The sequence below is a fragment of the Streptomyces griseiscabiei genome (genome assembly GCF_020010925.1).
Taxonomy (GTDB): Bacteria; Actinomycetota; Actinomycetes; order Streptomycetales; family Streptomycetaceae; genus Streptomyces; species Streptomyces griseiscabiei.
Map to the genome: position 1 here is coordinate 567078 of NZ_JAGJBZ010000003.1, position 22658 is coordinate 589735.

The following is a 22658-nucleotide window of genomic DNA, read 5'->3' on the forward strand; positions in this document are numbered from 1 at the left end:
CGCCGCCGAGGCCCCGCCGAGGCCCGCGCCACCGAAGAACCACCCCCTCCTGACGCGTCCGCAGGAGTCGCCCCCGCCCGGGCCGGCCACAGGCGGGTCAGCCGGTCGGGAGGGGCTGTTCGGCCCAGATGGTCTTGCCGGTGGAGGTCTGGCGGGTGCCCCAGCCCTGGGTGAGGCGGGCGACCATGTGCAGGCCCCGGCCGCCCTCGTCGTAGGCGCGGGCGCGGCGCAGATGGGGCGCGGTGGAACTCGCGTCGGAGACCTCGCAGATGAGGGTGCGGTCGCGGATGAGCCGGAGACCGATGGGGACGGCGCCGTAGCGGATGGCGTTGGTGACCAGCTCGCTCACCACCAGCTCGGTGACGAACGCCGCCTCCTCCAGCCCCCACGCGGCCAGTTGGCGGGAGGCCCGCGCGCGTGCCTCCGCGACGACCGCCGGGTCGGACGGCAGGGACCACGTGGCGACCTGGTCGGTGTGCAGCGCGCGGGTACGGGCGAGCAGCAGCGCCACATCGTCGGCGGGCGCCTCGGGCAGCAGCGCCCCGAGCACCGTGTCGCAGGTGTCCTCCAGGGACGGGCCGGGGGAGGCGAGGGCCTCGCACAGCCGCTCCTGGCCCCGCCCGATGTCCTGGTCGCGGGCCTCCACCAGCCCGTCCGTGTAGAACGCGAGGAGGCTGCCCTCGGGCAGTTCCACCTCGGTCGACTCGAACGGCAGCCCGCCGACCCCCAGCAGTGGCCCCGGCGACAGCCGCACCACCTCCACCGTGCCGTCCGGATACAGCACCACCGGCGGCGGATGGCCCGCGCTGGCCAGGGCGCAGACCCGTGAGACCGGGTCGTAGACGGCGTAGAGACAGGTGGCGCCGATCTCGGACGCGGACGGCATCTCCAGGTCCTCGGGGATGCTCCCGTCGTCGTAGGTGAGGTGGGTGACCAGGTCGTCGAGGTGGGTGAGCAGCTCGTCCGGCGGGAGGTCGACGTCGGCGAGCGTACGGACCGCCGTGCGCAGCCGGCCCATGGTCGCGGAGGCGTGCAGCCCGTGCCCGACGACATCGCCGACGACCAGGGCGACCCGGGTGCCGGAGAGCGGCACCACGTCGAACCAGTCGCCGCCGACCCCCGCCCCCGAACCGGCCGGCAGATAGCGGTACGCCACCTCGACCGCCGCCTGCTCCGGCAGCTCGCGCGGGAGCAGACTGCGTTGCAGGGTGAGCGCGTTGGTGCGTTCGAGCGTGTACCGGCGCGCGTTGTCCACGCCCACGGCCGCCCGGCCCGCGAGCTCCTCCGCGAGCACCAGGTCGTCCTGCTCGAAGGGTTTCGAGCCGTTGCGGCGGGCGAGGAACGCCACGCCGAGCGTGATCCCCCGGGCCCGCAGCGGGGTGGCCATGACCGAGTGGAACCCGAACCGCCGCACATGCTCCCTGCGCGCCCCGTCCTCCGTGACCCACCGCTGGTACTCCGGGTCGTCCACCCCGCTGATCAGCGGTTTCCCACAGGCGAGTGCGCGGGCGGGCGGTGAGAACGGGGGATAGGAGTCGATCCCGCCGAGCGGTACGGCCGCCTCCGGTACGCCCTCGTACGTGGACTGGTGCGCGGCGCGGCGCAGCGCGACGGCGGTGTCGAGCGGGCCCGGCACCGGTTCCCGGCCGCGCAGGACCGAGTCGAGGAGGTCCACGCTGACGAAGTCGGCGAGCCGGGGGACCGCCAGATCGGCCAGTTCCTGGGCCGTGCGCATCACGTCCAGGGTGCTGCCGATCCGGCTGCCGGCCTCGTTCAGCAGGGCCAGGCGCTGTCTCGCCCAGTGCTCCTCGCTGCTGTCGAAGGTCGCCGTGCCGACGGCGCACACCTGGTCCGTGGCGGGGTCCCGGACCGGCCACAGCTCGGTGACCCAGGCCTGCTGACGGGAGGAGAACGGGCCGGGCGCGATGCGTTCGTGCCGCATCGGCCGCCCCTCCGCGGCCACCCGCCGCACGAGCGGCAGCAGCCCCGCCTCGCCCGCAGTGCCTGCCCCTCCCGCAGTGTCTGCCTCGCCCGTCGCGCCGGGGGAGCCCCCGGACAGCACCGGATCCCGCCGCCACCCCTCCGGCCCCTCGGTGAACATCGACATGCCCAACGGCGACTGATCCTGCGACCACCCGACGACCTGACGTCCACGAACCGTCCCCGAGGGCTCGGCGGATCGGGGACCCCCGGAGCCCCCGGTGGACCCCTCCGCCCCTGAGGCCCCCGCGCCGGCCGTGACGACATACCCCCGCACCTCCCCCTCACCCCCCAGCGAGGCCGACCAGCTCAGGGTCAGCCGGACGGGGTGCCCGTCCCGGTGACGGAGTACCGCGGTGCCGGTGCCGGTGCCTGTGCCGGTGCCGCCCCGCCCCGTGGGGAGGTCCGGTCCGTCGTACCCGGCCACCAGCTCGGCCGCGGCCCGCCCCACCACCTCGGCGGCGCGGTGGCCGAGCAGCCGCCGGGCCCCCTCGCTCCAGCCCGTGACGAGGCCCCCGGGACCGACGGTCGCCGTGGCGGGCGCGTCCGGGTACGGGGAGCGACCGTACGCCGGAGCGGAAGCCGGACCGGCCCTGTCCGTCCCCGATCCGTCCCCGCTCACTGGGCGCCGGCCGTGTCACTCATAGACCTCAGCCTGCGCGCTGCGCCAAAAACGGACAACTCGGATCGATCGCCGCTCGATGGGAGAGCGCGGACCCAAAGTTGTACGCGCTCTTACCTTGCCTGGCTCCCTCCTGTCCCTCCCCTGTCCCCGCGTTGTTCGACCGGATCGAACAGTGGTGTGCGGCACCCGTCGGAACGCCCGACGGGCCGCCGAACCCCCACGTCCAGCCGACCTCCGCGAGGTGCACCCAGCATGTCTTCCCGCGTCATACGCACGGCCGCCTTGGCGGGAGTCACCGCCCTCACCCTCCTCACGGTCACCTCCTGCGCCGGCGGCGACGGCGGTACGGAGGCGAAGGGCGCCGTGACCGTCGACGCCTCGCCCCAGCCCCGGCCCGAGGCGGAGGCGGCGGCCGAGGACGACGCGAAGGCCGACGAGAAGAAGGAGGGCGTCCACTGGGGGTACGAGGGCGCCGACGGTCCCGCGAACTGGGCGACCCTCTCCGAGGACTTCGAGAAGTGCGAGACGGGCAAGGAGCAGTCCCCGATCGACCTGGACGACGACAAGGCGGTCGACGCGCCGGTGAACACGGCCGTCACCATCGACTACCGGCCCGTCACGGCCGAGCTGGTCAACAACGGCCACACCGTCCAGGCGAACGTCTCCGAGGGCGGCCGGATCGTCCTCGACGGCACCGCGTACGACCTCAAGCAGTTCCACTTCCACCTCCCGAGCGAGCACACCGAGGACGGTGAGCACGCCGAGATGGAGGTCCACTTCGTGCACGCGGACAAGGACGGGAAACTCGCCGTCGTCGGCGTGCTGATGGAGCAGGACTCCGACGACGGGAACGGCGAGAGCGACAACGGCGGCAGCGGCGGCCACGACGACAGGTCGCCCTTCGGTGACCTGTTCGCGAAGCTGCCCGCCGAGGAGGGCGCCACCGTGAAGATCGGCACGGCCTTCGACCTCACCGCGTTCCTTCCCGACGACCGCGACCAGTACCGGTACGACGGCTCCCTCACCACCCCGGCCTGTGCCGAGGGCGTCAAGTGGACCGTGCTGAAGGACGAGATCGCCGTCGCGGCGAACGAGGTGGCCGCCTACAAGGAACTGTTCCCGAAGAGCAACCGGCCGACCCAGCCGCTGAACGACCGCGAGGTCACGGTCGTGGAGGACTGACCTCGCGGTTCCGGGATCCGGGGGCAGGGGCCGCGCAGCGGAGTCCGCGCACCGGGGGCCCAGGATCCCGTACGACGTCCCGCGCACCCGTGAGGTGCGCGGGACGTCCGCGCTCCGCCCCCGGCCCGCCTCCTGTCCCCGGCGCCCCCTCAACCGGCAGCGTCGGTCGGCGCCCCCGTCAACCGCCGGCGGCGGCACGGGCGTTGACCCGCCCCGGGCGCACCAGCAGAATGAGCGCGCCACCCGCTTGAGAGCGCTCTCAACGCGCCGCTCCCCGCGTGCCCCCACACTCCGGTACGCGCACCGCACCCCTCCGAAGGAGACCCATGACCGGCAGACAAGGCAGCCCGGCGGTCAGCCGCCGCACCCTCCTCGGCACCGGCCTCGGGGCCGCCGCGGCGCTCACCGTCGCCGGCGCGGGCCCGTCCCACGCGGCGTCCGGGGCGGCACCGGGGCCGTCCGGGAGCACGGCCCGACGGCGTGGACAGGCCTTCCTCGCCGCCGCCATGGACGCCTACCCCGACCACGGCACCGTCCGGCTGACCCAGAGCTACACCGACCAGGCGGGCCTGTTCAGCACGGCCTTCACCTACGACAACGCGCTCGCGGTCCTCGCCCACCTCGCCGTGGGCACGGCGGACGGCCGGGCCAGGGCGGTGGCGCTCGGGGACGCGCTGATCTACGCCCAGGAGCACGACCCGGCGTACGACGACGGCCGGCTGCGCCAGGCGTACAACGTCGGGCCGTACGTCTACTACGACGGCGTACCGCAGCCGGACGGGTTCGTGCGGGCGGACGGGACGGCCAACGTCGGCACCCAGTTCGGGTTCACGGGGACGGCCGTGGGCGACATGGCCTGGGCGGGGATCGCGCTGAGCGCGCTGGCCCGGCGGACCGGGGCCCGGCGGTTCCTCGCCGCGGCGGTGCGGATCGGGGAGTGGATCGAGCGGACCGGCCGTACCGACGAGCCCCTCGGCGGCTACAAGTTCGGCGTGAACGGGGCGAACGAGAGACTGCCGTTCACCTCGACCGAGCACAACACCGACCTGGTCTGCCTGTTCGGGCGCCTCGCCCGGCTCACCGGCGACCGGGTGTGGGGCGAGCGCCGGGCGCGGGCCGAGGCGTTCGTGCGCCGGATGTGGGAGCCGCCCCAGGGGCGGGGGTCGTCGTCCGGGGGGTTCTTCTACACCGGCACCAACGACGGTGTCACCGTCAACAAGTCGCCGATCCCCGAGGACACCCAGACCTGGACCCATCTCGCGCTCGACTCGGAGCGCCACTCCCGCTCGCTCGACTGGGCGGCCCGCGAACTGGCCGTCCTCGACCACGCCGAGCGCCGCAACAGCACGGTCCCGGCCGGGCAGTCGTACGAGGGTGTCACCTTCAGCTCCGCCAGTCTGCTGGCGAACGAGGACGCGCCCATCGCCGAGTTCCAGCCCAGGCCGAACCGCAACGGCGTCTGGTTCGAGGGCACCGCGCATCTCGCGCTCGCCCTGCGCGACCGGGGCGCGCGTGGCGACGAGAGGAGCGCCCGGCGCCTGCTCGCCTCCCTCGAACGCGCCCAGGACCTCCTCGGCACCGACCAGACCGTCGGCGGCCGTGCCCTCCCCGCCCGGTCCGGAGTCGTCTCGGCCAGCAGCCCCCTCGACACGGGGTTCGGCTTCGGCTACTACCCGTACCGCCACACGGGCGCGACGGCCTGGTACCTGATGGCGGCGGTGCGCTCGAACCCGCTGCGGGCCTGACACCGGCGGCCGCCGGCCCGTACGCGGACGCGCGGGGCGGGGGAGCGGCGGGGAATGGCCGGGAACGACCGGTCGGGGAGGGGGCCCGGGCCCGTATCCAAGGGCGTACGGGAGGTGGCCGGGCAGCGTGTTCGAGGCCGCGGTGCGTGGTCCCCGACATGAACGACTAGCATCCCGGCCGTAAACAGTCGGTGGAAAATGGGATGAGCGCCGGCGGTCGTCGGCCTGCCGGTCGTCGGCGGTCCGGGTACGGGATGGGGTTGGTGTCGTGGTGGAGGCCGGGCCTCGGGTCGCTGTCGCCGTGGTGACGATGGGCAATCGGCCCGCCGAGGTGGACGCGCTGCTCGCCTCCGTGGCCAAGCAGGACATCGCACCCGAACGGATCGTCGTCGTCGGGAACGGCTGCCCGCTCCCCGAGTTCGCCGAACGGCTCGGCCTGCCGGGCGAGGTCACCCTCGTCGAGGTGGACGAGAACCTGGGCTGCCCCGGCGGCCGGAACGTCGCCATCGAGCGGCTGCGGGAGTTCGGGGACGTCGACGTGGTCGTCGAACTGGACGACGACGGTCTGCTCGTCGACGCCGATGTGCTGCGCCGTGTACGGGACTTGTACGCCGCCGATCCCCGCCTCGGCGTCGTCGGCTTCCGTATCGCCGACGAGCACGGCGAGACCCAGCGGCGGCATGTGCCGAGGGTCGGGGCCAAGGACCCGATGCGCGGCGGCCCGGTCACCGGCTTCCTCGGCGGCGGACACGCCCTCTCCATGGCCATGCTCGGCGAGACGGGCGACTGGGCCGCCGAGTTCTTCTTCGCGCACGAGGAGACCGACCTCGCCTGGCGGGCGCTCGACGCCGGCTGGACCGTGCTGTACGCCCCCGAACTGCTCCTCCAGCACCCGAAGACCTCGCCCGCCCGGCACGCGATCTACTACCGGGTCAACGCCCGCAACCGCGTCTGGCTCGCCCGCCGCCGCCTCCCGCTGCCGCTCATCCCCGTCCACCTGGGCGTGTGGGTCCTCATCACCCTGCTGCGGACGCGCTCGGCCGGCGGACTGAAGGCGTGGTTCGGCGGCTTCGTCGAGGGCTGGCGCGAGTCGGGCGGCGAGCGCCGGCCCATGAGCTGGCGGACCGTGTGGCGCCTGACGCGGCTGGGCAGGCCGCCGATCCTCTGACGGATCGCGACAGAGCGCCGCGCCCCGGTCGTCCACCCCCGTGGACCGGAGCACGGCGCTCTGAGCCGTTCTCGGATCCGGCGGCGGCGGCGTCACTCCCCCGAGCTACGCGTACCACGCGTGCGCCGTCGTCGCCGGATCCGATGAAGTGATCACATCAGGTCCCGCCAACGGATCGCTAACATGAGCCCAACGGTTCCACGGGGAGCCGTACGGGAGGCGGCGCCGGGCCGCCGCGGGGCGGGCCCGGAACGACGGTGCGGGAAGGCGACGGACGGGTTCTATGCGGGACGGGCTGCGGTTCGGACTGCTCGGTCCGCCGGTTCTGTACGGGACCGGGGACACCATGGGCGCTGCCGGCGGCGCGCGGTCCGTCGGCAGCGGCAAGATGCGCGCCCTGTTCGTCGCCCTGCTGCTCGAACCCGGGCGGGTCGTGTCCGTCGACACCCTCAAGGACGTGCTGTGGGACGCGGCGCCCCCGCCGTCCGCGCAGGCGTCCCTGCAGAACCACGTGACCCGGCTGCGCAGGCTGCTGGACGACCCCGAGCGGCTGCGCGCGATCCCGCCGGGCTATCTCCTGCGGGTCGACGAGGGCGAGTTGGACGTCCGCGTCTTCGAGGCCCACGCCCGCGCCGCACGCGCCGCGCACGCCGCGCGGGACTGGGTCCGGACGCTGCGCGAGTCCGCCGCCGCGCTCGCCCTCTGGCGCGGGACACCGCTCGGCGGTCTGGCGGTCGAGGAGTTCCGCGCCCAGGCCTTCGTCCAACGCCTGGAGGAGGCCCGGCTGTTGCTCCTGGAGCGACGGTACGACGCCACACTCCACCTCGCGGCCGACCTGAGGGACGGGGAATCCGGCGGGGCGGAGGCGGAGACCGGCGGAGCGGACGGGGAGAGCGGCGCGGCGGGCGGGGAGGGCGGCGGGGCGCACGCGCTCGGCGCGCTCGCCCCCGAACTCGCCGCCCTCGTCGCCGAACACCCCCTCCGCGAGGCCTTCCACCGCCTCCTCATGCTCGTCCTGCACCGCACGGGCCGCCAGGCCGAGGCCCTCGCCGTCCACCGCGACCTCCGCGCCCGCCTCCTCGACGAACTCGGCGTGGAACCGGGCCCGGCCGTACGCGAGGCCCACGTGGAGATCCTGCGGGAACCCGAGGACCACGCCCAGGGACCCTCACCCGAGGCCACCACCGCCGACCCCCCGCCCCGCCCGGCCCAACTCCCGCCGCCGCCGGCCCACTTCACGGGCAGGGGGGAGGTGCTGGCGGAGCTGCGGAGGACATTGCGTACGTACACGTACGACGAGACCCGCGCCCCGGCTTTTCAGGGGCGCGGGGAACTGCGCGACCAGCCCCCACCGGACCCGCACCCGCCCACACACCCGCACCCGCCCACACACCCGAACCCCGGAGCCGCCAGGCGCCCCGCCTCGCCGACGGCAGTCATCAGCGGCATGGCCGGCGTCGGCAAGAGCGCCCTCGCCCTCCACCTCGCCCACGACCTCGCCGACCACTTCCCGGACGGCCAGCTGTACATCAACCTCCACGGCGCCACCCCGGGCATGACCCCTCTCGCCCCCGCCCAGGCCCTCGCCGCGCTCCTGCGGGACCTCGGCACCGCGCCGCGCCGCGTCCCCGAACACCCGGACGCCGCCGCCGCGTTGCTCCGCTCGACCCTCGCCCCCACCCGCACCCTGATGGTCCTGGACGACGCCGCGAACGCCGCCCAGGTACGCCCTCTCCTCCCCGCGGGCCCCGGCTGCGCGGTGATCGTGACGAGCCGTTCCCCGCTCACCGCCCTGGACGGCGCCCACCGCCTCCCGCTCGCCCCGCTGTCGGACGACGAGAGCGCGGCCCTGCTGCGCGCCGCGTCGGGCCGCGCCGCCGGGCTGGACGCCGCGCACCCCCTCGTCGAGCTGACCGGCCGTCTCCCGCTCGCCCTCCGGGTCGTCGCGGCCCGCCTCGCCGCCCGCCGGGCGCTGACCCCGGACGCCCTGGCCGGTCAACTGGCCGCCACGGAAGGGCGGTTGCGCCACCTCGAATACGACGACCTGAGCGTCCGCCGTTCCCTCGCCGTCGCCCACGAGGCCCTGCGCGCCTCCGACCGCGAGGCCGACCGCGACGCCGCCCACGCCCTCGGCCGCATCGGAGCCCTGGACCTGCCCGCGTACGGCGCGCCGCTCCTCGCCCGCCTCACCGGCACCGACGAGTTCCGTGCCGAGGCCGCCCTCGACCGCCTGGTCGACGTGGCCCTGCTGGAGGAGACGACGTACGGCCGCTACGTCCCCCACGACCTGGTCCGCCACTTCGCCCGTGAACTCGCCGGCCCGGCCGACACCGCCGAGGCCGTCGGACAGGCCCTGAGCTGGTACTCCGGACACGCCCGGCAGAGCCTGCTGGTGATGCTCCCACCCGGCTACGAGCGCGACGAACGCCTGCGCGCGACCGCGTCCGCACCGGACCCGCGCCCCACCGAACCCACCTCCGCCGAGGCGGCCTTCGCCTGGGGCGACCGTGAACTCCCCAACATCGTCGCCCTGGTGGAACGCTGCGCCCGCGCACACGGCGACGGCACCGGAGGTCGCACCGGCGTCGGCACCGGAGGCGGCGGCCCGGCGGCGATGGCACTCGTCCCCGCTCTCGTCCGCCATCTCTTCCCCTATCTGCACCGGAGCGGGCGGCTCGCCGAGCTGGACGTGCTCGGGCGGCTCGCCCTGGACGTGGCGAGGTCGCTCGGGGACGACGAGGCCGAGGCGTTCGCGCTCACCGACCGGGCGGGGCTGCACTTCATGTCCGGCCGCGCCTCGGAGGCGCTCGCCCTCAACGACGAGGGCCTGACCCTGTGGCGGCGCCTCGGGGTCGTCTCGTGCGTACGGCGGTGCCTGAACAACCGGGGGCTCGTCCTGGAGAGCCTCGGCCGCTACGAGGAGAGCGAGGAGACGCTCCGGCAGAGCCTGGAACTGTCCCGGCAGCTCGGCGACCCGTACGGCGAGGCGGTGACCTTCAGCCACCTCGGCAACCTGTACAAGCACACCGACGCGCGGGCCGCCATCGCCCACCACGAACGCAGCCTGGCGCTGGGCGAGATCGCCGACAGCCTCGTCGTACGGCACACCGCGCACTGCAACATCGGCTACGCCCACCTCCGCCTCGGCGAACCGGCCGCCGCCGTACGCCACTTCGAGCAGAGCCTGCGCATCCTCGGCGGCGAGGAGGACTGGCAGGGCGAGTCCAAGTCCCGGCTCGGCCTGGTCCGGGCGCTGCGCGAGCTGGGCCGCACGGACCGGGCCTCCCACGAGTGCGCCGTCCTCCTCGACCTCGCCGAACGCCGCGCCGACCAGTACGCCATCGGCCTCGCCCGCCATCAGCGCGGCCTCCTCCTCCGCGCCGACGGCCAGGACGAGGAGGCCTACCACGAATGGGAGCGCGCCCAGGAGATCCTGGACGACACGGACTCGACGGTGGCGGTGGACCTGAGAGAGCTACTGAAGGACCGGTCCTCCTAGGCCTTCTGGACAGCAGGGGGCGCAGCCCCGCTGTCCAGGGGCGCGGGGAACCGCGCGAGAAGCCCCACTCACCCGCACCCGCCGACGAAACCCACAGCCCCCACCCCGAAAGGCGCCCCCGACCCCCTTCACTTCGCATCCGCATAGCACGACACCACCGCCGTGGAAAAAGAAAACCGCACCGGCGTCTCCCCGAACGTCAGCCGCCCCGACAGCTCCGACGCCTCCCGGATCGCCGCCACCACCGCCTCCGCCTCCTCCGCCGGACAGTGCACGATCACCTCGTCGTGCTGGAAGAAGACCAGCTCCGCGGCCATCCCGTCGAGCGCCCGGCGCAGCGCGGCGAGCAGGAGCAGGGTCCAGTCCGCGGCGCTGCCCTGGACGACGAAGTTGCGGGCGAAACGGCCCCGGGCGCGGGAGTTGCCGGAGGCGTACCCCGGCACCCACTCGTCCCCCCGGCCCTGACCGCGCCCCTGCTCATGGGGGTCGACGTCGGGGTCGCCCTGGGGGATGCCCGCCTCCTCGGCCGCCGCGTCGGACGCCCCGGCCGCCGGCGGGCACGTACGCCCGAGCCAGGTCCGGACGAGCCGGCCCTCCTCGCCCGCGCGGGCCGCCTCGTCGACGTACCGCACGGCGTGGGGGAACCGGCGGCGCAGCGCGGCGAGGTTCTTGAGGCCGTCCCCGGAGGTCTGTCCGTACACGGCGCCGAGCACGGCGAGCTTGGCCTGCTCCCGGTCCCCGGAGAAGGCGCGGTCGGAGACGGCCTGGTAGAGGTCGCCGGGGCGGCCCGCGACCTCCATGAGCCCGGGGTCGCGGGAGACGGCGGCCAGCACACGCGGCTCCATCTGGTCGGCGTCGGCGACGACGAGCCGCCAGCCCGGGTCGGCGACACAGGCGCGGCGGATCACCTTGGGGATCTGGAGCGCGCCACCGCCGTTGGTGACCCAGCGCCCGGTGACGGTGCCGTGCGCGAGGAACTCGGGCCGGAAGCGGCCGTCGCGGACCCAGTCCTGCAGCCAGGACCAGCCGTGGGCGACCCAGATCCGATAGAGCTTCTTGTAGGCGAGAAGCGGTTTCACGGCCGGATGGTCGACGCTTTCGAGCTCCCAGCGCCGGGTGGACTTCACCCGTACCCCGGCCTGTGCGAAGGCCTTGACGACATCGGCCGGCAGATCGGGCCGCACCCGCCGCCCGAAGGCGTCGGACACCTCGACGGCCAGCTCCGCCAGCCGGCGCGGCTCACCGCCGCCGGGGTAGCGCTCGCCGAGCAGTTCGTGCAGCACCTCCCGGTGTACGTCGGCCCGCCACGGCAGGCCCGTACGGTTCAGCTCGGCGGCGACGAGCATCCCGGCCGACTCGGCGGCGGTGAGCAGCCGCATCCGGTCCGGGTGGGCGGTGGCGTCGTGCCGCCGCTGCTGGTCCGCGTACACCTCGACGAGGTCGGCGAGGGGGACGTGCACGGGGCGCGGCTCGAACAGGGACGGCTGGGCGCCGGGGTCGGCCGAGCGCAGCGGCGGGTCCGGCGGCACGGGGGCGTGCCGGAGCCGGGCGAGGGCGGCTGCGGCGGAGCGGGGCTCCCCGAGCCGCCCCTCGTACCCGAGCAGCAGACTCTCGGCGTCCTCCACGTCGTAGCACCGCTCCACCCGCACCCCCGCGGCGAGCAGTCTCGGATACACCTCCCCGGTGGCCCGCCACACCCACCGGCCCACCTCGGGCCGCCGCCGCACGGCCTCGGCCGGATCCGCCTCCCGGCTCACCGGCCCGGCGAGCGCGCCGTCGGCTGCGAGCGGGGCGACCTCCACACCCCCGTCCTCGGCCATCGCGAGCGCCCACCGATCGGTCATGTCCGCGAGTGTGCCAGGGGGGTCTGACAACGCCGGTCGGCCGCGACCCGGCGCCCCGCTCCCGGCTCTACACCTGCTTGCCCTCCACGATCTTCCGGAGCGCCTCGGTCACGTCCGCCTCGGTCGCCGCCTTGGTCACGCCCAGGCCGCTCAGTACTCCCTCGCCGTTCTCGAACTCCAGCAGGGCCAGCAGGATGTGCTCGGTGCCGATGTAGTTGTGGCCGAGGCGCAGGGCCTCGCGGAAGGTGAGTTCGAGGACCTTCTTGGCCTCGGCGTTGTAGGGGATGAGCTCGGGGACCTCGGCGGAGGCCGGGGGCAGGACGGCGGCGGCGGCCTGCCGCACGGCCTCGGGGGAGACGCCCTGGGCGGTGAGCGCCTTGGCCGCGAGGCCCTCCGGTTCGGCGAGGAGGCCGAGGACGAGATGGGCGGGGACGCCCTCGACGGCACCGGCGGCCTTGCCCTCGTCGTGCGCGGCGGCGACCACGTTCTTGGCGCGCGGGGTGAAGCGGCTGAACCCCTGGCTCGCGTCGAGATCGTTCTCGCCCTTCGGCACGAACCGCTTCTGCGCGGCCTGCCGGGTCACTCCCATGCTCCTGCCGATGTCCGTCCAGGACGCGCCCGACCGCCGGGCCTGGTCCACGAAGTGGCCGATCAGATGGTCGGCCACCTCACCGAGGTGATCCGCGGCGATCACCGCGTCCTGAAGCTGGTCGAGCGGCTCCGGGTGGACTTTCTTGATGGCCTCGATGAGCTCGTCGAGGCGGATGGAGGAGGTGACTCGCGGGTTCGTCGTCATGTGTCAACCGTAGGTTGACAGTGCGCGGGTGTCAACCTGAAGTTGACACCCGCGCACTGGGAAGCAAGGGGCGCAGCCCCTGCTTCCCAGGGGCGCGGGGAACTGCGCGACCAGCCACGACGAACCCGCACACGCGCTCCTCGAAAGCCCCCACCCCAGAAGGCGCCCTGATCCCCCTACCCCCACGGCACCACCACCGGCGCCCCCACCACCCCCAACGCCCCCACCAGGCCCGCCAGATTCACCCCGGTGACCACCACCCCCAACAACGCCCCCACCACCGCAGCGACCAACGCCTCACCCGCCACGACCACCCGCACCTGCCCCCGCGTCGCCCCGGCCAGCCGCAACGACCGCAGCTCCGTGCCCCGCGCCGACGTGGCCATCAGCAGCGTCCCGGCCAGCGAGATCCCCGCGTACACGAGGGCGATCCCCAGCACCAGGAGGAACCCGAGACGGGTGTGCGCCTTCGTGCCGGGACGGTTCGCCGCGAGCCACTCCTCGGCCGACCGGACCGTCCCGCCGGTCCCCGCGGGCACGGCCCGCTCCAGCGCCGCCGCGACCTCCGCCCGGTCCGCCCCGCGCCCCACCCGCACCTCGGCCCGGTCCACCACGGCGCCGCCGGCGTTCGCGGCCGTCACATACGCGCCGTTGTCCCCGGTGCCCCGCGCGAGCACCGCCACGATCCGCAGCCGTGCCGGACGCCCGTCCCCGAGCCACACCCGCACGCTCCGGCCGACCTCGGGCCGCTCCCACTCCTCGTTCACGACGATCGAGCGATCGTCGAGATCCCGCAGGTCACCGGCGACCACCGGTAGCCGCGACACCGCCGCGAAGGCCGCCACATCCGTCACCGCCCGCGCCTCGGAGCGCACCAGCGCGGTCCCCTCCTCGACCGTGTACACGGCGGTGGACGCCGACCCGGCCACGGTCGCCCCGGCCCCAGCCCCGGCCCCGGCCGTGCCCGGCGGCCGGAACCCCTTCTCCGGCTCACCCGTGACCACGAAGTCCGCCCGGGTCCGCGCCGCCGCCTCCGCGCCCTTCGCCCCGGCCACCGTCGCGGAGGCCCCCAGCAGCGACCCGGCCAGCGCGACGGTCACCAGCACCGGCGCGGCGACGGCGGCGGTACGGCGTACGGAGGTGGCCGCGTTCTCCCGGATCAGCAGCCCCGCGGCCCCGGGCAGCGCCGTACCCACGAGCCGTACGACCGGCCGGACGAGCAGCGGCGCGAGCGCCGCAGCCGCCGTGATCAGGACCATCGGCTGGGTGGTGTACGTCTTGCGCCTGAGCAGTTCGGCGGGGTCGGTCCCCAGCTTCCAGGCCAGCAGCCCGACTCCGCCCGCCAGCAGGGCGAAGCCGATCACCCGGCGCGAGGGCGGCAGCACCCCCGTGTCCACGGACGCCTCGCGCAGGGCCTCCACGGGCCCGATCCGCCCGGCCCGCCGCGCTGCCGTCCACGCCCCCGCGAACGCCACCGACACACCCGTCCAGAAGGCCACGTGGTACGGCCACAGCACCCCGTCCGGCACCGCGAACCACGTCGGCGCGACCCCGCCGTCCACCAACTCCCGTACGAGCACGGGCGCTCCCCACGCCCCCAGCGCACACCCGGCGGCGGAGGCCAGGACCCCGACCGCCAGGGCCTCCCCGAGCAGCAGCCGCCGGACCTGTCCCGGAGTCGCCCCGGCCATCCGCAGCAGTCCGAACTCCCTTCTGCGCAGCGCCACCACGAAGGCGAACGTCGACGCCGTCACGAACACCGACACGAACGTGGTGACCCCGCCCGCCGTCCCCAGCAGCGAGTTCACGGCGACCAGCGCCTCCGCGTCCCGCTCGTACGCCGGATCCACCTGCCGGCGCGCGTCCCCGGTCAGCACGCGCGCCCGGTCCCCGACCACGGCCCGCACCCCGGCCGCGGGCGCGTCCACCCCGACCGCGTCCCTCGCCCCCGTCCGCCCCGTCCCGTCCGTCGTCACCGGCCCGAGCCGGCGCAGCTCGGCCAGCAGTTCTCCGTCCACAGGGTGTGGACGGGCCAGCTTCTGCGACACCCGGGCCGTCCCCGGCCCCCGCCGCACCTCCACCGTCAGCCGGTCCAGGCCCGCCACCACGACGGGGGAGGACCCGAAACGCTCCGGCGCACGCGCGGGCGGATCGAGCGTCGCCGCGAGCCCGAGCCCCATGGCCGCCATCACCCCGACCCCCAGCGCCACCGCGACGAACGCCCCCACCAGCGCGGCCCACCGCGTACGCAACGACGACAGCGTCAGCACGTCACACCCCCGTCGTTCCCGTTCCCGATGCCGTTCCCGATTCCGTTCCCGGCCGCGCCGGCGTCCCGTTCCAGCCCCGCCATATGGGCCGCCACCCCCTGCGCCGACGGCCGCACCAACTCGCCGCTGACCCGCCCGTCGACCAGGAACACCACCCGGTCCGCGTAGGACGCGGCCACCGGATCGTGGGTGACCATCACCGTGGTCTGCCCCTCCCGGTCCACCAACTCCCGCAGCAGGCACAGCACTTCACGGCTGGTCGTGGTGTCCAGCGCCCCGGTGGGCTCGTCGCCGAAGAGGACGGCGGGGCGGGTGATCAGCGCCCGGGCCAGCGCGACCCGCTGCTGCTGCCCGCCGGACAGCTGGGCCGGCCGGTGCCCCGCCCGCTCGGCCAGCCCCACCCGGGCCAGCGCCTCGCGCACCGCCCCGCGCGAGGGGCGCCGCCGGGCGAGCCGCAGCGGCAGGGCGACGTTCTGCGCGGCGGTGAGGGAGGGCAGCAGATTGAACGACTGGAACACGAACCCGATCCGCTCCCGCCGCAGCAGCGTCAGCCGCCGCTCGCCCAGCCCGGCCAGCTCCACCCCGTCGACCCGCACGGTCCCGCCCGACGGCCGGTCCAGCCCCGCCGCACACTGCAGCAGCGTCGACTTCCCCGACCCCGAGGGCCCCATCACCGCCGTGAAGGTCCCGGCCCCGAAGTCCAGATCCACCCCGTCGAGGGCGACGACCTCCCCGTACGACCGCCGCAGGCCCCGTACGCGTACCGCCGCGAGCCCCGTCCTGCCTGTCGCTGTTGCCTCTGTTGCCCCTGTCGTGGTCATGCTCCAAGCGAACCGTCCGCGCCCCGCCCGCACACGACCACTGGAGGGCGTCCCGGGGGTAGGGCCGGCCCTACCCCCTCGGGGCCTGTCGTCGCCTTCCCCGCCCCATGACACGATCGAACGCGTGAGTACGACCAGCACGGTGGACCGCGCCTTCGAGGCGGCCCTGTACGCCGACACCGACGCCGCCCTCGACACCGGGGCCTCCCTGCTCGCCGCCGACCCCGCGGCCGACGCGGAACTCGCCCGGCGCGGACGGGAGTTCGTCGCCGGGGCCTGGCGGCGCCACTGGCAGCCCGCCGACGTCGTACGGTTCACCCGGCGCGAGCTGGAGGACGAGCACGTCCATCTCCTCGCCCGGCTCGTCGTCGCGGAGCACGAGGAGCGGCGGGCGCCGGCCGGCCCCCGCTGGACCGCGCAGCTCGACGAGGTCAGGGAACTGGCGGACGCCCACCCCTCCCGAGCGGACCGTTTCACCCACGCCACCACGGCCCTGGAGCTGTACCGCCTCCTCCTGCGCCTGCCCACGCTGGAACCCCTGGACCGCCCCCGGGACCCCGGTCCGGCCACCCGGAACCACCCCGAGTCCCGCATGCTCGGCCGGATCCGCGCGCTCCTCGCCAAGGCGGAGGCGACCGGGTTCCCCGAGGAGGCGGAGGCGCTCAGCGCGAAGGCGCAGGAGCTGATGGCACGGCACAGCATCGACGAGGCGCTGCTCGCGGCGCGCACGCCCGGCGCGAACGCACCCGGCGCGTGCCGGATCGGCGTCGACGCGCCCTACGAGACGGCCAAGGCGGTGCTCCTGGACGCCGTGGCCCGGGCCAACCGCTGCGAGGCCGTCTGGAACGAGGCCCTCGGCTTCTCCACGGTCGTCGGTTTCGAGGCCGACCTGGAGGTGGTCGAGCTGCTGTACACCTCGCTGCTGGTGCAGGCCACCACCGCCATGACGAAGGCGGAGGCGGCCCAGCGCAAGGGCGGCCGCAAGCGGACCAAGACCTTCCGGCAGTCCTTCCTGGCCGCCTACGCCCATCGCATAGGGGACCGGCTGGCCGAGGTCGCCGAGGCCCAGGTCGCCGAGGCGGAGGCCGAGAGCGCGGGCGCGGGCGGGGCGGGCGGCGCCCCCGAGCCGGATCTGCTGCCCGTCCTCGCCGCCCGCGATGTCGCCGTCCGTGAGCAGTTCAGCCAGATGTTCCCGGACACGGTCACCACCCGCGTCCGGGGCGTCAGCGACCTGGCCGGCTGGCAGCAGGGCGCGGCGGCAGCGGACCGCGCCCAGGTCCGGGCACGACCCCGGCTCCCGTCCTGAACCACGCGCGCCCGGCGGCTGCCGCCCGGTGCGCCGGTCGGCTCAGTCCCCCGCGGGCAGGAACGGCCCCACCGTCGCGTTCAGGGTGCTCTCGGACTTGACCGCGACCTCGGGGTCCGGCCACTTGAAGCTGCTGACCTTGCTGTCTCCGGGCAGGGTGAGCTTCAGCTGGTCGACCGCGGCGCTCTTCTCGGTGTCACCGGCGGCCCCGCGCACATACGCCACGGTGAAGGTCATCGACTGACCGCCCGCCAGCGTCACCTCGGTGTCCTGGGACGCGCCCTCCTGCGGCTGCAGCGCCCAGGACTTGTCGCCGGCGACCAGGTCGACCCCGGCGATCCCCTTCAGCGTGCAGGCGGTGTTGCCCTTGTTGGTGACGGTGACCGGTACGGCCCCCTCGTCGCCGGCGGCCGGCGCCGCACTGCTGGGCCCCACCTCGAAGCCGGCCTGCGCGGCCGTACAGGCGGCGCCCTTCCCGCTGTCGGCGGTGGCCGCGCCGGTCTTGCCGTCGTCACCCCCGCCGCTCTCGTCGCTTCCGCCGCAGGCGGTCAGTGTGAGGGCCGCGAGGAGAGCGGCGGCGATGGCGGTCGGAGCGGTGCGCATGGAGTTCCCGGTGGAGTTCGTGGCTGTCGGAGCACAGCCGATGGCGATGTGACGTACGAACGGGCCACGCGACCCACAGGTTCCACGGCCCGTCCGACACATGATCTACGACCGGAGCGCGGAGCGAGACCCGTTCCACGCCCCACCACCCCACCATGCGCCCGCACCCCGGCGCTCACGCCCCGCACGCGGGCTCGCGCGCCGCCTACGACCCGGCGCTCGCCGTCGGCAGATCGGTCGGCAGCCCGGACGGCATCGACCCGTCGGCCTTCTGGAACGTCTCCTTGCCGACGGCGCCCTCCCAGGTGATCGTGAGGGACTTGGCGCCGACCTTGTCGACCATGCCCTCGGTGCGGTCGTCGCTGCCGTCCTGGCACGTGAGGGCGATCATCTGCATGTCCGCCGCGTCGGAGACCTTCCCGCTGCACACCGAGGTGCCCACGAACACGGCGACCTCGGCACCGTTGACGAACAGGGCGACCGGCTTGCCCCCGGTCGTGGCCAGCCAGTTGCCCTGCAGTTCGGTCTCGGTACCGGAGGAGTCCCCGGAGCCGCCGCCGTCCGTGCCGTCCGACGGTGTCGGACCGGCCGACGAGTCCTTCGCCCCGGAGCCACCGCCGTCGTCGCCGCCGCCACTGCACCCGGTCAGCACGAGCGCCGCCGTGAGCCCGGCCGCCACGGCCGCGACGCGCATCCGCCGACGCGCGGAGGAGGAGGCCCCGGCCACGGGCTCGACCGGCCCCGCCGTCGTCCCTGTCATCGCCGTAGTCGCCGTAGTCGCCGTAGTCACTGGAGGTCTCCCAAAGCTGTGGCCGGATCCGGTCGCCGCGCCGACAGCGGCAAGCTACCAGCCACGGCTCTGCGGCAGACGGCCGGGAACTGTGAGGACTCCGAGGACGACAGGGACGCCCCGCTCGCTACCAGGACGACTTGCGCACCCCCGGCAGAAACCCGGCGTGCGCCTGCTCCCGCAGACTCACCCGGGACAGCCCGAACGTCCGGAAGTACCCCCGGGGCCGCCCGTCCACCTGGTCCCGGTTGCGGACCCGGGTCGCGCTGGCGTCGCGCGGCTGGGCGCGCAACTCCCGTTCCGCGGCCTCGCGTTCGGTGTCCGTGGCGGACGGCCGCCGGATGATCTCCTTCAGCTCGGCCCGCCGCTCGGCGTACCGCGCGACGATCTCCCGGCGCCTGTCGTTCTTCGCGATCTTGCTCTTCTTCGCCATCAGACCCGCACCCCCCGGGCGCGGATCCGCGCGACCGCGGCCTCGACGCCGATGACGTCCACGGTCTTGATCCCCTTCGTGCTCAGCCGGAGCCGCACATGGCGGTTCTCGCTGGGCAGCCAGTAGCGCTTGGACTGGATGTTGGGGTCGAAACGGCGGGACGTACGCCGATGGGAGTGCGAGATGCGGTTGCCGAAGCCGGGACGGGCTCCGGTCAGCATGCAGTGGGCGGACAAGGTGACGCACCTCTCTCGATCAGGCAGTGCAAATGGAATTCATTTTCAGTAAGATACCAGCATGGCACGCAACGAACTCCGCCCGGTCGTCAAACTCCGGTCCATGGCCGGCACCGGATACACCTACGTCACCCGCAAGAACCGCCGGAACGACCCGGACCGGCTGACGCTGCGCAAGTTCGACCCGAGGGCCGGCCGCCACGTCGACTTCCGAGAGGAGCGCTGACCGCGATGAAGAAGGACATCCACCCGTCGTACGGACCTGTCGTCTTCCGGGACCGCGCCGCGAACCACACCTTCCTCACCCGCTCGACGATGACGAGCGCGAAGACGATCGAGTGGGAGGACGGCAACACCTACCCCGTGGTCGACGTCGAGATCTCGAACGTCAGCCACCCCTTCTACACCGGCACCGCCCGCGTCCTGGACACGGCGGGCCGCGTCGAGAAGTTCGAGAAGCGGTACGGCGCCAGGAACTCCGCGGCGACCGGTGCGACCGGGGCGACCGGGAAGAAGCGGGGCTGACCGACGTGACCCAGCTGTCTGTCGCGATCGTCGGCGGCCTGCATGCCGACGCCCGGCGGGCCGCCGTCGAGGCGCTGCTCGCCGGGGTCCCGGGCAGCGTCGCGCTGCACCACGACCTCTCCACCGCCGGTGACGGTCCGGACGCCAAGGTCGTCCGGACCGTCCGGGACGCCGCGGGTCTCATCTCCACCGGTGAGACCCCGCTCGTCAACGACTGCGCCTGCTGCGCGCTGCGCGAGGACCTCGTCCCCGAACTGGAGCGCTTCGCCGACGCGGGTCTGACCCGCCTCGCCGTCGTCGAGCTCTGGGACTCGGTCGAACCGAAGGCGATGGCCGAGGTGGTCGCGGCGAGCGGTCTCCGCCTCACCTCGGTGATCACCGCCGTCGACCCGGCCCTCCTCCTGCCCTACCTCGGCAACGGCGACGACCTCGCCGACCGCGGCCTCGCCGCCGCCTCCACCGACCAGCGCACGGTCGCCGACACCTTCGCCCGCCAGCTCGAATACGCCCCGGTCCTCGCCGTACTGGACTCGCCGGAGGCCGACGACGAGGACAGGGCGTTGCTGGCCCAGCTCCACCCGACGGCCCAGCGGGTGCCCATCGGCTACGGGCGCCGTGCCCCCGAGGTGGCCGCAGGCCCCGAAAGGGGCGCGGGGAACTGCGCGACCAGCCCCAACGCACCCGCACTCGACAACGCACCCCCACCCCTACGGCGCTCCCCGGCCCTGCTGGCCGCCGCCTTCACCGGCTTCGACGTGGACGCGGCGGCAGCCGCCCAGCACCCCGCCAGCGCCCTCCTCCCCACCGACGCCGACGAGCACGGCGTCACCACCCTCGTCTGGCACCGCCACCGCCCCTTCCACCCGGAACGCCTCTACGAGGCACTCGAAGACCTCTGCTGCGCCGCCGCCCGCAGCCGGGGCCGCTTCTGGCTGGCCGAACGCCCCGACACCCTGCTCCACTGGGACGCCGCCGGCGGCGCCCTCTGCGTGGAGTCGGTCGGCCCGTGGCTCGCCTCGCTCCCGGACGCCGCCTGGGACCTGGTGCCCCCGGTCCGCCGGGCCGCCGCCTCCCTCGACTGGCACCCGGAGCACGGCGACCGCTGCCAGCACCTCGTCTTCACCTCGCCGGGCCTGGACCGCGACGGACTCGAACGGCTCCTGGAGTCCTGCCTGCTCACCGACGCCGAGTACGCCGCGGGCCGCGCCGCCTGGGAACGGCTGCCGCGCCCCTTCGACACCTTCCTGGAGGTCTGAACCGCCATGCCCCGCAAGCCGGAGCGCAAGCCCGCCAAGTCCCGCCCCAACCCGCTGGACCAGGCGAAGATCACCTACATCGACTACAAGGACACCGACCTGCTGCGGCGGTTCATCTCGGACCGGGGCAAGATCCGCAGCCGCCGCGTCACCCGCGTCACCGCCCAGCAGCAGCGGCAGCTCGCCCGCGCCATCAAGAACGCCCGCGAGATGGCCCTCCTGCCGTACGCCACCCGCTGACCGCCCTCACGCGCACGTCCAGCGACCACCCCCCACCCGGCCCCGGGGAGGCTCCACGCCTCCCCGGGGCCGTACATTTCGCGCCAACCTGTGCACGCCGGGCCCCTCGCCCTGAACCGCCCGCATCCCCACCCCGTACGGAGGGACAGAGGCCCCGGACGGAACGAGATCGCCCAGCCGCACGTCTCACGGGTGCTGTAACCGCGGGGACACCCCTCGTGCACGTGCATCCGCCACGTGCATCCGCTCATGCATCGGCACATGAACAAAGCTATGATCCGGGACAGTTGACCGCTGCACCACTGGCATTACTGGCATCACTGGCCACACCAGTGCCCATGCGCACCGAGCGCATCACTGCACCACCCCGGGGAGCGACCTGTGGACCACGACGTGTACGGCGTGGATGACGTGTACAACGGCATGGCCGCGACGGAGCTGACCCGGCTCCACGCGGTGGCCTGGCAGAAGAGCAGGCACAGCAACTCGCAGGGCAACTGCGTGGAGTTCGCCCGGCTGCCCGGCGGTGAGGTGGCGGTGCGCAACTCCCGCTTCCCCGACGGTCCGGCGCTCGTCTACACCCGCGCCGAGATCGAGGCGATGCTCCTGGGCATCAAGGACGGCGAGTTCGACCACCTGGTCGGATAGCCCCCGAGCGTCCCGGCCGGCCCCCGCCCGGCGGCCGGGAGTCCGGTGGGCCCACTGATGTGACACGCGTAGAACCGCGGCGCCGAAATGCGCCGCGGTTCGTCAGCGGGCGGACGGCGCGCAGGGTCCCGCGGCCACCTGGAACAGCGCCCACACGACCTTGCCGCTGAGCGCGCCGCCCAGCGGATGCCAGCCCCAGCTGTCGGCGAACGAGTCGACCAGGAACAGCCCGCGCCCCGACTCCGCCGAGAAGTCCTCGGAGTCGCCCGCGACGGGACTGTCGTGACTGGGGTCGCGCACCGCGCACACCAGCCGCTCGGTCCACCGCATCAAGTGCAGCCGTACGGGCGGGTCCTGGGCCGGGCGCGTCCCGTTGGGCGTGGGCAGGCCGTGCCGCAGGGCGTTGGTGACGAGTTCCGAGACCACGAGGCAGACGTCGTCGAAGTGGTCGTCCAGCTTCCACTGGCCGAGTGTGCCCCGGGTGAACTGCCGTGCCTCGCGCACCGCTTCGTAGCGGGGCGGCAGCGCGCAGGACGCGGCGTTGGACACGGTCGCGGGATCAAGTGGCGGAAGCCCCTGCCGTAAGGGTTCGAGCATGGTCGATCCATTCGTCCCCATGCGAGGCACTCCCGGGAGTTCGCGGTCGTTGCGATGCAGCGGTCGTTGCGATGCAGCGGTGGCGCGGGACCAT

20 protein-coding genes are annotated in these 22658 nt (G+C 74.2%); 10 read left to right on the plus strand and 10 right to left on the minus strand.

The features are described 5' to 3' along the window. Positions 1–97: 97 nt before the first annotated feature. Positions 98–2602, minus strand: a complete 2505-nt coding sequence (locus tag J8M51_RS36365) for a SpoIIE family protein phosphatase (RefSeq protein ID WP_267299793.1) — start codon at positions 2600–2602, stop codon at positions 98–100. Between the two features lie 255 nt (positions 2603–2857). Here J8M51_RS36365 and J8M51_RS36370 point away from each other — a divergent pair, with 255 nt between their 5' ends. The 4 genes from J8M51_RS36370 to J8M51_RS36385 all read left to right on the plus strand — a co-directional run bounded on the left by J8M51_RS36370 (position 2858) and on the right by J8M51_RS36385 (position 10199). Then, positions 2858–3787, plus strand: coding sequence for a carbonic anhydrase (locus J8M51_RS36370; RefSeq protein ID WP_267299794.1), 930 nt, complete (start codon positions 2858–2860; stop codon positions 3785–3787). A gap of 326 nt (positions 3788–4113) precedes the next feature. Further along, complete coding sequence (locus J8M51_RS36375; protein ID WP_267299795.1) at positions 4114–5532, plus strand: Tat pathway signal sequence domain protein; 1419 nt, start codon at positions 4114–4116, stop codon at positions 5530–5532. Between the two features lie 268 nt (positions 5533–5800). Next, positions 5801–6700, plus strand: a complete 900-nt coding sequence (locus tag J8M51_RS36380; RefSeq protein ID WP_086755867.1) for a glycosyltransferase family 2 protein — start codon at positions 5801–5803, stop codon at positions 6698–6700. Between the two features lie 283 nt (positions 6701–6983). Beyond that, positions 6984–10199 carry an AfsR/SARP family transcriptional regulator gene (locus J8M51_RS36385; RefSeq protein WP_267299796.1) on the plus strand — a complete coding sequence of 1072 codons (3216 nt, stop codon included), beginning with the start codon at positions 6984–6986 and terminating at the stop codon, positions 10197–10199. A gap of 128 nt (positions 10200–10327) precedes the next feature. Here J8M51_RS36385 and J8M51_RS36390 read toward each other — a convergent pair whose 3' ends face one another. From J8M51_RS36390 to J8M51_RS36405, 4 genes are all read right to left on the minus strand, one after another. Then, positions 10328–12043: a bifunctional 3'-5' exonuclease/DNA polymerase gene (locus tag J8M51_RS36390; RefSeq protein ID WP_267299797.1), complete on the minus strand. Its 1716-nt coding sequence runs from the start codon at positions 12041–12043 to the stop codon at positions 10328–10330. A 67-nt stretch (positions 12044–12110) separates the two neighbouring features. Further along, positions 12111–12839 carry a Clp protease N-terminal domain-containing protein gene (locus tag J8M51_RS36395; RefSeq protein WP_086763605.1) on the minus strand — a complete coding sequence of 243 codons (729 nt, stop codon included), beginning with the start codon at positions 12837–12839 and terminating at the stop codon, positions 12111–12113. 176 nt (positions 12840–13015) lie between these two features. After that, positions 13016–15109, minus strand: coding sequence for an ABC transporter permease (locus tag J8M51_RS36400; protein WP_267299798.1), 2094 nt, complete (start codon positions 15107–15109; stop codon positions 13016–13018). Then, positions 15103–15930 (minus strand): ABC transporter ATP-binding protein, encoded by an 828-nt coding sequence (locus J8M51_RS36405; protein WP_086759450.1) that lies wholly within the window; start codon positions 15928–15930, stop codon positions 15103–15105. Before J8M51_RS36405 ends, J8M51_RS36400 begins: the two co-directional genes overlap by 7 nt. A gap of 124 nt (positions 15931–16054) precedes the next feature. On the opposite strand from J8M51_RS36405, the gene J8M51_RS36410 reads away from it, so the two are divergent. Further along, complete coding sequence (locus tag J8M51_RS36410) at positions 16055–17236, plus strand: DUF2786 domain-containing protein (protein ID WP_086752155.1); 1182 nt, start codon at positions 16055–16057, stop codon at positions 17234–17236. 42 nt (positions 17237–17278) lie between these two features. Here J8M51_RS36410 and J8M51_RS36415 read toward each other — a convergent pair whose 3' ends face one another. From J8M51_RS36415 to rpmB, 4 genes are all read right to left on the minus strand, one after another. Beyond that, on the minus strand, positions 17279–17839 hold the full coding sequence (locus J8M51_RS36415; RefSeq protein ID WP_086752157.1) for a DUF4232 domain-containing protein: 561 nt from the start codon (positions 17837–17839) through the stop codon (positions 17279–17281). Between the two features lie 205 nt (positions 17840–18044). Further along, positions 18045–18599, minus strand: a complete 555-nt coding sequence (locus tag J8M51_RS36420; protein WP_086752158.1) for a hypothetical protein — start codon at positions 18597–18599, stop codon at positions 18045–18047. A 157-nt stretch (positions 18600–18756) separates the two neighbouring features. Further along, on the minus strand, positions 18757–19062 hold the full coding sequence (rpsN, locus tag J8M51_RS36425) for a 30S ribosomal protein S14 (protein WP_086752160.1): 306 nt from the start codon (positions 19060–19062) through the stop codon (positions 18757–18759). Further along, positions 19062–19298 carry a 50S ribosomal protein L28 gene (gene rpmB / locus J8M51_RS36430; protein ID WP_028796437.1) on the minus strand — a complete coding sequence of 79 codons (237 nt, stop codon included), beginning with the start codon at positions 19296–19298 and terminating at the stop codon, positions 19062–19064. The genes rpsN and rpmB overlap by 1 nt, the downstream gene beginning before the upstream one ends. A gap of 61 nt (positions 19299–19359) precedes the next feature. Here rpmB and rpmG point away from each other — a divergent pair, with 61 nt between their 5' ends. From rpmG to J8M51_RS36455, 5 genes are all read left to right on the plus strand, one after another. Continuing rightward, positions 19360–19524, plus strand: coding sequence for a 50S ribosomal protein L33 (rpmG, locus tag J8M51_RS36435; RefSeq protein WP_086752161.1), 165 nt, complete (start codon positions 19360–19362; stop codon positions 19522–19524). A gap of 5 nt (positions 19525–19529) precedes the next feature. Further along, complete coding sequence (locus J8M51_RS36440) at positions 19530–19823, plus strand: type B 50S ribosomal protein L31 (RefSeq protein WP_086752163.1); 294 nt, start codon at positions 19530–19532, stop codon at positions 19821–19823. Positions 19824–19828: 5 nt separating this feature from the next. Then, entirely contained in the window at positions 19829–21079 is a 1251-nt protein-coding gene (locus J8M51_RS36445; RefSeq protein WP_267299799.1) for a CobW family GTP-binding protein, read from the plus strand. Between the two features lie 6 nt (positions 21080–21085). After that, positions 21086–21319 carry a 30S ribosomal protein S18 gene (rpsR, locus tag J8M51_RS36450; RefSeq protein ID WP_086757358.1) on the plus strand — a complete coding sequence of 78 codons (234 nt, stop codon included), beginning with the start codon at positions 21086–21088 and terminating at the stop codon, positions 21317–21319. A 381-nt stretch (positions 21320–21700) separates the two neighbouring features. Then, positions 21701–21967 carry a DUF397 domain-containing protein gene (locus J8M51_RS36455; RefSeq protein WP_086757357.1) on the plus strand — a complete coding sequence of 89 codons (267 nt, stop codon included), beginning with the start codon at positions 21701–21703 and terminating at the stop codon, positions 21965–21967. 102 nt (positions 21968–22069) lie between these two features. On the opposite strand, the gene J8M51_RS36460 is transcribed toward J8M51_RS36455, so the two are convergent. Beyond that, entirely contained in the window at positions 22070–22585 is a 516-nt protein-coding gene (locus J8M51_RS36460; protein ID WP_086757355.1) for an ATP-binding protein, read from the minus strand. Between the last annotated feature and the right edge of the window lie 73 nt (positions 22586–22658).

What these genes read in the sequence shown, in the direction of transcription:
- J8M51_RS36460 (WP_086757355.1), bottom strand. Translation starts at nt 22,585, where the DNA reads ATGGGGACGAATGGATCGACCATGCTCGAACCCTTACGGCAGGGGCTT.
- J8M51_RS36440 (WP_086752163.1), top strand. Translation starts at nt 19,530, where the DNA reads ATGAAGAAGGACATCCACCCGTCGTACGGACCTGTCGTCTTCCGGGAC.
- J8M51_RS36415 (WP_086752157.1), bottom strand. Translation starts at nt 17,839, where the DNA reads ATGCGCACCGCTCCGACCGCCATCGCCGCCGCTCTCCTCGCGGCCCTC.
- rpsN (WP_086752160.1), bottom strand. Translation starts at nt 19,062, where the DNA reads ATGGCGAAGAAGAGCAAGATCGCGAAGAACGACAGGCGCCGGGAGATC.
- J8M51_RS36385 (WP_267299796.1), top strand. Translation starts at nt 6,984, where the DNA reads ATGCGGGACGGGCTGCGGTTCGGACTGCTCGGTCCGCCGGTTCTGTAC.
- J8M51_RS36405 (WP_086759450.1), bottom strand. Translation starts at nt 15,930, where the DNA reads ATGACCACGACAGGGGCAACAGAGGCAACAGCGACAGGCAGGACGGGG.
- J8M51_RS36375 (WP_267299795.1), top strand. Translation starts at nt 4,114, where the DNA reads ATGACCGGCAGACAAGGCAGCCCGGCGGTCAGCCGCCGCACCCTCCTC.
- J8M51_RS36420 (WP_086752158.1), bottom strand. Translation starts at nt 18,599, where the DNA reads ATGACAGGGACGACGGCGGGGCCGGTCGAGCCCGTGGCCGGGGCCTCC.
- J8M51_RS36395 (WP_086763605.1), bottom strand. Translation starts at nt 12,839, where the DNA reads ATGACGACGAACCCGCGAGTCACCTCCTCCATCCGCCTCGACGAGCTC.
- rpmG (WP_086752161.1), top strand. Translation starts at nt 19,360, where the DNA reads ATGGCACGCAACGAACTCCGCCCGGTCGTCAAACTCCGGTCCATGGCC.
- J8M51_RS36370 (WP_267299794.1), top strand. Translation starts at nt 2,858, where the DNA reads ATGTCTTCCCGCGTCATACGCACGGCCGCCTTGGCGGGAGTCACCGCC.
- rpsR (WP_086757358.1), top strand. Translation starts at nt 21,086, where the DNA reads ATGCCCCGCAAGCCGGAGCGCAAGCCCGCCAAGTCCCGCCCCAACCCG.
- J8M51_RS36390 (WP_267299797.1), bottom strand. Translation starts at nt 12,043, where the DNA reads ATGACCGATCGGTGGGCGCTCGCGATGGCCGAGGACGGGGGTGTGGAG.